This is a genomic window from Elusimicrobium simillimum, assembly GCF_049639735.1.
GTDB lineage: Bacteria > Elusimicrobiota > Elusimicrobia > Elusimicrobiales > Elusimicrobiaceae > Elusimicrobium > Elusimicrobium simillimum.
This window is the reverse complement of the sequence record NZ_JBEVVA010000003.1, coordinates 1,837,876-1,849,197: the sequence shown is the minus strand read 5'-3', so window position 1 is coordinate 1,849,197 and position 11,322 is coordinate 1,837,876. Positions and strand designations below refer to the sequence as shown.

At 45.0% G+C, this 11,322-nt stretch carries 12 protein-coding genes; 2 read left to right on the top strand and 10 right to left on the bottom strand.

The genetic code is table 11. From position 1 onward, the window contains the following. Positions 1 to 14: 14 nt before the first annotated feature. The 5 genes from AAIR98_RS09405 to AAIR98_RS09385 are packed head-to-tail and all read right to left on the bottom strand — an operon-like array spanning position 15 to position 4,905. Positions 15 to 230 carry a DUF167 domain-containing protein gene (locus AAIR98_RS09405; protein WP_423971938.1) on the bottom strand — a complete coding sequence of 72 codons (216 nt, stop codon included), beginning with the start codon at positions 228 to 230 and terminating at the stop codon, positions 15 to 17. 49 nt (positions 231 to 279) lie between these two features. Next, positions 280 to 1,833: a 2,3-bisphosphoglycerate-independent phosphoglycerate mutase gene (gene gpmI / locus AAIR98_RS09400; RefSeq protein WP_423971937.1), complete on the bottom strand. Its 1,554-nt coding sequence runs from the start codon at positions 1,831 to 1,833 to the stop codon at positions 280 to 282. A 34-nt stretch (positions 1,834 to 1,867) separates the two neighbouring features. Beyond that, the gene (locus tag AAIR98_RS09395) at positions 1,868 to 2,473 is read right to left on the bottom strand and encodes a 3'-5' exonuclease (protein WP_423971936.1); all 606 of its coding nucleotides are present in this window, start codon (positions 2,471 to 2,473) and stop codon (positions 1,868 to 1,870) included. Further along, on the bottom strand, positions 2,464 to 3,180 hold the full coding sequence (locus AAIR98_RS09390) for a DUF3307 domain-containing protein (protein WP_423971935.1): 717 nt from the start codon (positions 3,178 to 3,180) through the stop codon (positions 2,464 to 2,466). The genes AAIR98_RS09395 and AAIR98_RS09390 overlap by 10 nt, the downstream gene beginning before the upstream one ends. Before the next feature lie 9 nt (positions 3,181 to 3,189). After that, complete coding sequence (locus AAIR98_RS09385; RefSeq protein ID WP_423971934.1) at positions 3,190 to 4,905, bottom strand: sensor histidine kinase; 1,716 nt, start codon at positions 4,903 to 4,905, stop codon at positions 3,190 to 3,192. A 151-nt stretch (positions 4,906 to 5,056) separates the two neighbouring features. Here AAIR98_RS09385 and AAIR98_RS09380 point away from each other — a divergent pair, with 151 nt between their 5' ends. After that, positions 5,057 to 5,368 (top strand): hypothetical protein, encoded by a 312-nt coding sequence (locus AAIR98_RS09380; RefSeq protein ID WP_423971933.1) that lies wholly within the window; start codon positions 5,057 to 5,059, stop codon positions 5,366 to 5,368. Between the two features lie 133 nt (positions 5,369 to 5,501). Here AAIR98_RS09380 and AAIR98_RS09375 read toward each other — a convergent pair whose 3' ends face one another. Continuing rightward, positions 5,502 to 6,095, bottom strand: a complete 594-nt coding sequence (locus AAIR98_RS09375) for a CYTH domain-containing protein (RefSeq protein WP_423971932.1) — start codon at positions 6,093 to 6,095, stop codon at positions 5,502 to 5,504. A 44-nt stretch (positions 6,096 to 6,139) separates the two neighbouring features. Between AAIR98_RS09375 and AAIR98_RS09370 the strand changes: the two genes are divergently transcribed. Further along, positions 6,140 to 6,610, top strand: a complete 471-nt coding sequence (locus tag AAIR98_RS09370; protein ID WP_423971931.1) for a PaaI family thioesterase — start codon at positions 6,140 to 6,142, stop codon at positions 6,608 to 6,610. 251 nt (positions 6,611 to 6,861) lie between these two features. Here the strand turns inward: AAIR98_RS09370 and hydE are convergent, their stop codons facing one another. The 4 genes from hydE to AAIR98_RS09350 are packed head-to-tail and all read right to left on the bottom strand — an operon-like array spanning position 6,862 to position 11,300. Beyond that, positions 6,862 to 7,896, bottom strand: a complete 1,035-nt coding sequence (gene hydE / locus AAIR98_RS09365; RefSeq protein ID WP_423971930.1) for a [FeFe] hydrogenase H-cluster radical SAM maturase HydE — start codon at positions 7,894 to 7,896, stop codon at positions 6,862 to 6,864. After that, positions 7,889 to 9,265: a [FeFe] hydrogenase H-cluster radical SAM maturase HydG gene (gene hydG, locus AAIR98_RS09360; RefSeq protein WP_423971929.1), complete on the bottom strand. Its 1,377-nt coding sequence runs from the start codon at positions 9,263 to 9,265 to the stop codon at positions 7,889 to 7,891. Before hydG ends, hydE begins: the two co-directional genes overlap by 8 nt. A 37-nt stretch (positions 9,266 to 9,302) precedes the next feature. Beyond that, entirely contained in the window at positions 9,303 to 9,623 is a 321-nt protein-coding gene (locus AAIR98_RS09355; RefSeq protein WP_423971928.1) for a hypothetical protein, read from the bottom strand. Continuing rightward, complete coding sequence (locus AAIR98_RS09350) at positions 9,624 to 11,300, bottom strand: ankyrin repeat domain-containing protein (protein ID WP_423971927.1); 1,677 nt, start codon at positions 11,298 to 11,300, stop codon at positions 9,624 to 9,626. It abuts the gene before it with no gap. Between the last annotated feature and the right edge of the window lie 22 nt (positions 11,301 to 11,322).

The following is an 11,322-nucleotide window of genomic DNA, read 5'->3' as shown; positions in this document are numbered from 1 at the left end:
AGTTTATTGATAAATCAATACTCAAATATTTTGGCGGGGGAGGTGGCGCCTTTTATCAGGCGCAGACGTTTGGCTTCTATGTTTATTTCACGGGAAATAATTTCACGTACGGCGTCGTTAGCAAGGCCGCGCTCCGCCGGGGCTTTTACCCATACCTCGTAGGCGTCTTCGCTTTTTTTAACAAGTTTATTTTGCTTAGAATCAGCGTGTACTTTTACTTTTATGTACATATTGTTCCGTGGGTAAAAATCCGCGCCTTTGCGGGCGCGGTATTATTTGTTATTTGCCTATTAAAGAATGTCTTGTCATTTCTTTAGGTTTTTCTACGCCCATAATCTCAAGTATTGTAGGCGCTACGTCACCCAGGCAGCCGGTGGCTTCCAGCGTAACGCCTTTGGTGTCTTTGGCTACGTAGATAAGCTCTACTAAGTTGCAGGTATGCGCTGTTTTGGGCATATCCGTTTTTTCGTCCCACATCATTTCTGCGTTGCCGTGGTCTGCGGTGATTAGGACGGTGTAGTCATTGGCTAAAGCGGCGTCTACTACTTTACCCGTGCATTCATCGGTGACTTCCACCGCTTTGATTACGGACTGCATATTACCTGTGTGGCCCACCATGTCGCAGTTGGCAAAGTTAATTAAAATAAAATCATATTTGCCGCTGTTAATGTGCGCTACGGTTTTGTCTGCCACAATATAGGCTTCCATTTCCGGGTGTTCTGCAAATGTAGCGGGGTCAAAGCGGCCTTTAATTTCTTCTCTGTCTTCACCGGGGAACGGTTTGATAAGCTTACCGTTGAAAAACGAGGTTACGTGTTTAAACTTTTGTGTTTCAGCTATTCTAAGCTGCTTTAAGCCTTTTGCGCCAAGCACCTCGCCAAGCAGGTTGTTCATGCCGTCGCCGTCTGTCATAGATGGCAAAGCGTTAAACTCAAAAGCGTCGTAATATTTGGTAAGCCCGCAGAAAATAACTTTGGCAAATCTTTCTCTTTTGCCTGGATACTGCGGGTCAATAAAAGCGCGGGTAAGTTCTATAGCTCTGTCTTGGCGGAAGTTAGCGAATATCACGCTGTCGCCGTCGTTTACGCCTTTGTAATCACCAATAACGGTTGTAGGTATATATTCGTCCGTCATATCCGAACCGTCGGGCGTTTTGCCTGTGTCGTAAGCGGACTGCACGGCTTCTTCAGCCGTGGCGGCGGTTTTTTCGCCTTTGGCGGATACGATAAGGTCGTACGCTTTATTAACAAGCGCCCAGTCCTCGCTCCTGTCCATGTTGTAGTAACGGCCTGATACTGTAGCTATGCGGCCCGCGCCGTATTCTTTCATTTTGGCTTCCATTTGGCGTACAAAGCCAATGGCGCTCCTGGGCGGGGTGTCGCGGCCGTCAGCAAAAAAGTGCAGGTAAATTTGTTTAACGCCTTTTTTAGCGGCGTGTTCTATAATTGAGTACATATGGTCTTGGTGCGCGTGCACGCCCTCATCCTGTACAAGGCCCATTATATGTAATGCGGTGCCATTATTTACGCAGTTATCAATAGCGTCTTTAAAAGGTTTTGAATTAAAAAGCGAGCCGTCTTCAATAGTGTCTCTAAGTCTCTTGAGTTCCTGCACTACTATTCTGCCCGCGCCAAGGTTAAGATGGCCAACTTCGGACGAGCCCATATATCCGGCAGGTAAGCCTACCATTTCGCCGGAGGCTTCTATAAAGGTGCTTGGGTAATCGTTAAGATATTTGGTTACGTTGGGTGTTTTGGCTAGTTTAACTGCGTTGTGGCTGCACTGCTCTCTGCGGCCCCAGCCGTCGCGTACTATAAGAACTACTTTTTTCATATGTCTGTGTCTCCTTAGGTTGCTTACTATAATGTTAAATTTGTTTTACACCGCAAATTTTGCGGGTTTGAAATTCTTCCAGGTCCGCAATGGTTTTGGCGCCGTGCTCTTTAAACTTGGCTAAAAAGTGGTAGAACACTTTCTCTGTCATTTTAACGTCTGCCATAGCTCTGTGCCAGCCTTCATTGCTTAGGCCAAGCTCGGTCACTATATTACCAAGATTATTTTTTTTAAACGTGCCGTTTTTTCTGGCGAATTTAAGCGTGTCCAGCACAACCGCGCGCGGCAGCCTTAAGCCGCACAGGCCAAGCTCGTACGCTAAAAAAGGTATATCAAAATCAGCGTTATGGCACACTATCACGCTGTCTTCAAGTATGCTGATAAGCTGCGGGGCGATGTCTATAAAATACGGCGCTTCCGCCGCCATGGCGTTGGTTATGCCGTGTATGGCGCTGGCCTCGGCCGGAATAAGGCAGCCCGGGTTTATAATTGTGGAATATTCACTCTTGGCTATCATAGCGCCGTTGGTAACAACGGCCACTTCGCATAGTCTTGCGCCTTGCTGTGGGGAAAGGCCGGTGGTTTCAGTATCTAAAAAAGCGAATTTTACTTCGTGTATAAGTTTATCTCTTAATTCCATATATAAATAGCCGCCCTGGCAATTACCCCTATAAGCACCGCAAAGGCGGAACCTACGTATAAGTTAAAAGGTGAAAGGTCCAAAATACGCTTTTTGCTGGCGTATATTGACATTAAAAACCACGCCGGCACAAACAACAGCCACAAACTGCCGGGTATCAGACATAGCATATAAAGCACCGCGCGCTGTAGAGTGGTTATGTATGTTTCGTTAGGCGCCGTAAGGTCCAATAAATTTTTGTCTATTTCATAGGCAAATATAGCCAGCGTCATCATTCTGGTAACCGCTATTAATCCCACAAGAAAGCTTACCCACCTTTCCGGAAATAAATTCCACCCTTCCGTTAAATCAACATCGGGTGAAAAGACAAAAACAGTTAACAGCATAAGCAGGTGGTGCAACACAAGTTTTTGAAATCTGGTTAATCTTACCGCGTGTAAAACATTTTTTTCAAACATTTTATCTATGATGTAATGCAACAGTGTAATTACCGTAATAGCGGCGTACCCTTTTATGGATATCCCCGCAAGGCTGAACCAGGTTAAGCCCAAATATTGCCAGGTTAAGGCAAGCGCCAGTAATACAAACACAAGCACATGCGCCGCGCGGCCTTTGTGCGAGTCCGCCTTCCACTGGTAAAATTTGTTTGGCTGCAGCACAAAGTCCGTCAGCATCATAGCCAAAATTAAACGCCAAAATACTATCATAATCTCACCTTATTTAAGAGGTAATGTAAAACTTATCACGGCGCCCTTACCCGCCGCCGCGTTAGCGGCCTTAATAGCGCCGCCGTGCGCGTTAACTATCTGCCTTGATATCGTAAGGCCCAGGCCGTAGCCTTTTATTTCAGAATCTGTTGTTTTGTGGTACTTGTCAAAAATTGCTTCAAGCTCGGCCTCTTTTATGCCGGGGCCGGCGTCCACCACTTCAACATAGGCGTTTTTATCGTCTGTCTTATACGTCAGCATTATAGCGCCTTTGTCCATAAACTTTATGCTGTTAGACAGCAGGTTGGTTACAACGCGGCTAAGCTGCGTTTCATCGCCTAAAATTTGTTTGTCGCTAAGCAGGTTTAGCGTTATGGTAATGTTCTTTTTTTCAGCTGTCGGGCGCAGCAAGTCCGCCGTTTTGGTAAACATGGCTTTTGCGTCAAAAAGTTTTTTGTCCGGGCGCAGCATACCCGCTTCCAGCTTAGAGGCGTCCAAAATATCCTCAAGCATACCCGAAAGGTTGTTTACAGACAGTTTTAGCGTGTCTATATATTCTTTTTCTTCTTCTTTGCTGAATTTGCCGCTGGCCAGCAGGTCAACATAGCCCTGCATGCCCAGCACGGGCGCGCGCAGGTCATGCGCCACTGCCTTAAACACAAATTCTTTCATTTCGCTTACCTGCTGTTTTATTTGCAGGTCACGGTAGTCTTTAAGGCTGGCCATCATGGAATTAAACGAATCTATAAGCCCGTTAAACTCCCGCCAGTCATCATCTTTTTCAACAGGTGTTTCCAGGCTGCCTTTGGATATTCTTTTAGCGCCCGCTATGAGTGACGCTATCGGGTTAGCTATGCTGCCCGCAAAGGAGTACGCGGCAAAATATGACAGCACCGCTATGGCCAGTATAAAGAAAATTAAGAACGCCGTAATTGCGTCTAAGGAGGCGTAGGCTTCGTTTTTCTGCTGCAGTACGGCTACGTAAGCGTCGTTTATCGGCAAAGGCTCTATTGCGCCTATATATTTGATTTTGTTGTAACCTTTAAGGTCTTTTTGTAAATGCTGGCCGCTTAATATAGCCGAGTTAAGGTAGTACTGCGAAATTATTTGCTCGGGCTTGCGGTCAGATATAAAAATGTCGCCGCTTTCCGCCACCAGGTAAATGCGGCCAGTACCGCCGATTGTCTGGCTTTCCAGGCGGCCCCAAAATTTGTAAAAGCTTACCACGCCAAAAAGGAAGTTGCCGTCTTTAAGCGGGTAAAGCATTTCTGATATAGGCAGGCCGAGGTGCACGTCAAAACTGCTAAGGTTGAGCTTACCCGCGTGGCGTATGTCCTCTAGCGAGGTATCTTGTGACAGGTCAATATAGCCAAGGCGGTCTAAAATATTTTTTGGGCCGGCTTTGTAAAGTTCTTTACCGTCCTTATCAAGTACGGCAAGCATAATAAAATCCGGGTTGACGGCGAGGGCGGAGTCTAACTCTCTCTCAACATTTTTTTTGTTTTTAAGGGCGGCTTCAAGAGAGTCCGCGAAAATAAGGCGCCAGGTAATATTGTCTATATGCTGCTGCGTGGCGGAGGCGGCCATTTTTGCCAAATTGTCGTGGGTTTCTAAAATGTTATTTTTGGCGTAGCCCTGGTAGTAGAACACAAGCATGCTTACAGGTATAAGCGGGACAAATACCACAAACAGAAACATCCTGAAAAGGCGTGAGAATATTGTCATAATAATCATTATACTTTTTATGGGGCGCTATAGACAGGGTGGTTTGGGGGTGGAGAACGGCTTTTTTCGCTTCGCGTCCCGGCCAGTCGCTCTCCGTGTTCGCTTGAGTTTCAATTAGCGCAATGGAATTTCGTCGGCTTTTGGCGGAATTTTGCAAATCAAAAAACCCCGGCTGGGCCGGGGTTTCACTTATTTAAAAACTTATTTCTTTTTTGCTGTTTTTTTGGCTACTTTTTTAACCGGTTTTTTTGCGGCTTTTTTAGGAGCGGCTTTTTTTACGGTTTTTTTAGCAACTTTTTTTACAGCTTTTTTTGCCGCAGCTTTTTTAGCAACGGGTTTTTTAGCAGCAACTTTTTTAGGAGCAGCTTTTTTAGCTACTACTTTTTTGGCTACTTTTTTTGCGGGCTTTTTAGCAGCCGCTTTCTTTGCAACTTTTTTAACAGCCATGGTTTATCTCCTATAAGATATTAGTTTTAACCTCACAAAAATAATACAACAAAAATATTCAAATTGCAACAAATTTATTTGCGTTTTGTATTGGTAAAACTTACCGGGTTGTCAAAACTTTCCCTTCTGAAAAACAGTTTTTGTGTTTTTTACGACGAGGATTTGAGTAAGCGCAACGCGCCGGCAACCTTAGACACTGTGGCAAAATTAAGTTTTGTTTTTTGCGAAATTACTGTTGCAAAAGTTTTTAAATTTTGCGTATTTCCTTTTTTCAGTTCCAGCTCAATTTCGTATCTGTGTAATTTTTTTGCGCCCGCTGTGATAAAAAAATTATCAAAACAAAGTTCCGCTTCAATTTTATTTTTAATAATGTAAACGGTTCTTTTGTTGTTAATTGAAAATATTTTTTGAATATTTTTTGATGGCAAATATTTTTTTGCTTCCGCGCACGCGGTTTTTAAATTTTGGGATTTTAGCGTAATATTTTTTTCGCTTCGCACGGCAAGGCCGTTAACAATTTTACTCATGCCTTTTAATGTTAAGGTGTAGGCGCCGTCCTGCCGTCTGATGCGGCAGGATATTTTGTTTTTTGAATAGTATTTATCGTCAGAATCATAGTAAACGTCGCGTATGTTTTGCTTTGCCGGCGCACAAACCCGCGCAAGCGTTTTTACTTCGCTTAAAAAAAGTTTAAAATCCTGCGGGCCGTCAGCCGCCCATTTAAATTCCTGTTCATTTGCCATAATAAAATTCTACAATATCATTAAATACTTTGATTGGAGGAGTTATGGTAAGACAACCTACATCGCTTGGCTGCTTTTTATGCGGCAAAGATAACCCGCGCGGTATGCACGTGCACTGGGTGGAAGACAAAGAAAATAAAACTGTAGTGTGTGAGACGGAGATATCGGAAGACTACCGCTCTTACCCCGGCATAGTACACGGCGGCATAGTGGCCGCGCTGCTGGACGAAACTTCCGGCCGTGCCATACTTATGGACAACGGGCACGACGCCTTGATGGTAACCTTAAAGCTTGAAGTAATTTATAAAAAAGTTACCCCGACTAATACCAAAATAAAAATTGTTGGCCGCGTGAAAAAAACCGGTAAATCTAAGGCTATAGTTGAAGGCGAAGTTGTGCTGCCCGACGGTTCCATCAGCGCCACTTGCAGCGCCATTCTCATGCGTCCGCCGCAAAATATACTTTCCGGATGGACTGAGGAAGAAGAAGAGTGGAAAAGAACCAGCACCTATTAAAAAAAGAGAGCCATTTGGCTCTCTTTTTTTATCCCCAAATCTTTGGCGGATTTTTGATTTTTCCCGGTTTGGACACACACTTCACTCGCGTAGCTCGCTGCGCACAAGTGTGCCCGAAACCGGGAAAAATCAAAAATCCACTCAAATCTTCGGGGCCCCTTTTTTTATTGGGAAAATTTAACTTATTAATACGGCCGTCCGGTTGGGCGACCTTTTTCTGCTTTAAATAAAACGTAGTTAAATACCTAAAATTACTTCTGTTTGTTTTGGAAGTGTTTGGAATCGCCGCCTTGGCCGTAGGCTATGGTCTCGCCATACTTTTGCAGCTCTGATAAAATATCTTTGTCTAAACTTTCCTGCGGGCGCTGGTACAGCGCGTAGTTGGGGCGCTCTTCGCCGGGGGTAAGGTTTATCATAATAACATTTGCGCCGGCGCTTACCGCAAGTTCTTTGCCTTTTGGGTTAAGCGCGTCCAGCGATGTTGCGGCCGCTATGTTAACATCCGGCATGCTTAAGCGTATGCAGGCAATGGTATTTAGCGTTAACACCAGGCGTTCATCATAGGACAGCAGTTCTTCTTTATTATTATAAAGGGGGGTCTCTGCGTGTTCAACAAACGGGCCTATACCGCACATGTCTATATTAATGTTTTTAAAAAATAAAATATCTTCCGCTATAATTGCGGACGTTTGCCACGGCAGCCCCACCATAATGCCCGAGCCCAGCTGGTAGCCCAACTCGCCAAGAGTGTGCAAGCAGTTTATGCGGTGTTTTAAGCTGTGGTTGTTATCGTCCGGGTGCAATTTGGCGTAAAGGTGCTGGTTAGAGGTTTCTATTTTTAAAAGGTAGCGGTTGGCGCCGGCTTTCAGCCAGGTTTTGTAAGTTTCTTTACTTTGCTCCCCGCAGGAAAGTACTACGCGTAAATCAGGAAAGTCTTTTTTAATGGTTTTTATAATGTCTTCTACAAAATCCGTAATTTCGCCGGAGCAAACCTCGCCGGACTGAAGCGTGATTGAGCCAAGTTTGCGCCTGTCGGCCTCGGCCGCCGCAGCCAGTACTTGTTCACGTTCAAGTTTGTAGCGTTGTACAAGAGTGTTGGATTTACGTATGCCGCAGTAGTAGCAGTCTTTGGCGCAGATGTTTGAAAATTCCACAAGACCGCGTAAATATATTTTGTCTCCGCTAAACTCTTTTCTGGCGTTGTACGCGCGCTGCCAAAGCTGGTGCGCCTTGCCGTGACGCGTGCTTAACGCGTCTATAAGAGCTTGCTTGGATGAATCAAACATAAATATCTCTTTTACCGTTTTTTATATCTTCAAGATGTTTTTTAACCTGGTCCAAAAACTTGCTGTCTTTAAACTCAGTCTCTAATGTTTTGTTAATAAGCGCAAAGCCCTTTTCCTGTAAATCTTTGGAGGCAAAGTCGTGCAAATATTCGGCAAAAGTTAACAGTGCGTTTGGCAGACAGTTATGTTTTATCAAACCTGGTTTGGCTAAATCCATAAAGTCTTTGCCCACTCTGCCCAAGCGGTAACAGCCCGTGCAAAATGACGGTATATGGCTGTGCGCCACAATGTCTGCAATAACCTGCTCAAGCGTTCTATGGTCGCCCAGCGAAAACTGCGCGCCCGCGCTGCCCTCTTCATAGCCGCCGGGGTTTGTTTTGGACCCTGCGGACATTTGCGATACGCCCATTTCCATAGCGGCGCTGCGCATTTCCGCGTTTTCGCGTGTGCTTAAAATTATGCCTGTGTAAGGCACTGCCAGGCGCAGTATGGCGATAACCTTTTTAAAGTCGTTGTCAGAAAGCTGATGCGGAGGCGCGACGCTTAACTCGGACCCGTCGGCCGGTTCTATGCGCGGTACCGATATTGTGTGCGGGCCTATGCCGTATTTTTGCTCAAGGTGGGTAATATGGCGGAGCATGGCAAGCACTTCAAATTTATAATCATACAGGCCAAATAGTATGCCTATGCCTACGTCGTGTATGCCGCTGGCTAAAGCGCGGTCCATAGCGTCCAGGCGGAACTGGAAGTCCTTTTTCTGGCCGGCTACGTGCAAGGTTTCGTAAGTGGGTTTGTGGTATGTTTCCTGGAATAACTGAAACGTACCTATATTATGTTTGGCTAATGCTTTAAATTCGTCTTCAGTCAACGGGGCTATGTTTACGTTAACACGTCTTACATTTTGGCCGTTCCAGCGGGTTTTGTAAACGGTGTCTATGGCGTCAAAAATATACTGCAGGCCGCCGTTGGGGTATGCCTCGCCGGCCACAAGCAGCACCCTTTTGTGGCCTTGTTTTAAAAGTTCTATAACTTCTTGTTCTATTTCAGCCTGTGATAACGCGCGGCGGGCCAGGCCTTTGTTGGAAACTCTAAAGGCGCAGTACAGGCACTCGTTAGAGCATAGGTTAGACACGTACAGCGGCGCGAACAGTACCATGCGGTTGCCGTATATTGCCTGCTTTGCTACCGCGGCGGCGGCAAAAAGTTGTTTAAGCTGCGCCTCGTCTTCTACCTGCAGGAGAGCGGCGACGTCGGCCTCGTTAAGGCCTTTAAGTTCTTTGGCTTTGTTTAAAATTGTTTCAAGTTCTGTCTGTGAGGGCTGCTTGGTTTTGGTAAGTAGTCCTGTAAGATAAGATTCGTCTATTATCATAAGTTCCTCTTACTTATATTATATCTTTTTATAAAAATTACGGGGTGACATAGAGGGTAAAATGAGGGTGGAAGGCATATATTATAATTGCGGCCAGGCACAGAGATAGCGCCGCCGACATGATAAACTCTTTACCCTGCCATATTTTGCCCGGGCGGCGGTGTGTGTCCATATGTATAAGCATACCTGTTATTATCGCGGCCAGCCAGAGTAAAAAAATTATAAAAATATTAAGCATGAACAATGGTAAGCTTGCCGCCCAAAGGCCTTTGTTTAGTATAAAAGCCGCCTCAACGGCCAGGCCTGTAAAAGGCGGTGTAAGTAGCAAAGTGTAAAGGATTGTTTTGTTTTTATTCATTTATTTAATTTTGCTTAAATAGGCGGCAACTTCTTTGTGTTTGTTTTGCCTGGCCCAGTCTAGGGCAGTTTTGCCGTCCTCATCTTTTGCTTTTATGTTTGCTTTATGCTTAACCAGATATTTAACAATGTCCAAGTGGCCGCCCACAGCGGCAAGCATAACGGGGGTGCCGTTTATGCGGGAGCGGGCGTTTATGTCGGCGCCATTTTCCACCAAAGTCTTTACCACTTCAAAATGCCCGTTTAAAGACGCGGTAAGAAGCGGGGTGATATTATTATCCGTCTTGGCTTCTATTTTAGCGCTGCGTGCCAATAGTATTTTTACAATATCGTTATTGCCCCTGAAGGCGGCCATTATTAAGGGGGTTTCCTCGTGGTAGGCGCGTTGCTCTATGTTAGCGCCTTTGTCCAGTAAATAGGTTAATGTTTGCGGGTTATTGTAGTAGGCGGCTATCATTAGAAGTGTATAACCCTGTGAATCATACCTGTGGCTAAGCGGCAGCTCTGCCGTATTTAGTAAAAGTTCAATCATGGCAGGATTATCGGCCAGGTATGTCGCACCCAAAAATTCCTGCGCGTATAGCTTGGCGGTATCGGCGGACATTGTTTCTTTAAATAAATATTTTAATATTTCCAGGTTGCCGGTTTTGACCGCGCCGCGTACGGCGGAGTGGACGGAGGCCTCATCGCCGCCGGTATAATCATAAAAATATTTAACCATGTCTAAATTGCCGCTGAGTACAGCGTTTTCAAGCAGCAGTTCATGCGGGGCGACTATATTTTGGGAAATTAAATAATGAACAATATCCTCAAGGTCTCTTGCCTGCGACACCATAAACGCCATGTCACCCACGGTAAGTTTTATGTTTTCGCCGTTATTATAAACATATCTGGGGCCGTAGGCGGCTAGGGGGATGTCATTAATTCTGGTTTTTAATTTGGGGTCGGCGCCTTTGCTTAAAAGATATTTTAGCGTTTCAATATTTGGGTTGTTTGCCAGTGCCGCGCTTTCCAGCGGGCGGCGGGCGGCGGCTATGCCGTTAACATCCGCGCCTTGTTTTATAAAATAACGCATGGCGGATAAGTTGCCATTCATAACGGAATATTGAAACAGCTTTTGTATTTCTTCTTTACCAGGTTTAAAATTTAAATTTTTATAAAGAAATTTATATAAATTTAAATTGCCTTGAGATACAACGCTTTGAAGTATAGTCAGCTTATCTTTGTCCTCATAATCCAGCAAAGAACCTTTGTTAACTAAATATTTTGTTGTTTTTGTTTTGTTGTTTAGCGCGGCGTAAACCCAGGCGCGTTCTTTGTTTGGTGAGGACTGCGCGTTAATATCCGCGCCGTTTTTTACAAGATACTTTACTATACCCAGGTGCCCCTCGTGCGCGGCGTACATAAGCGGCGTCATGTCGTTAGTATGTTTTATATTAATATTTGCGCCAAGCTCCGCCAAATACTTTACAATGTCTTCTTTACCCTCAAACGCAGCTAATGTTAGCGGGAGATTTTCTTGCGTGTCGGCTGTGTTAAGCGCGGCGCCTTGCGCTAATGCTTGTTTTACCCCATCTAAACTACCCGCCGTAATGGCGGAGGTCAGCTTATCTTGTGTATTGGCGTTTAGGGTAAAGGGGAGCATTGCTAATGTTAAAAATAACAAAAATTTTTTCATGCGGTCTCCTGTAATTGGGTTG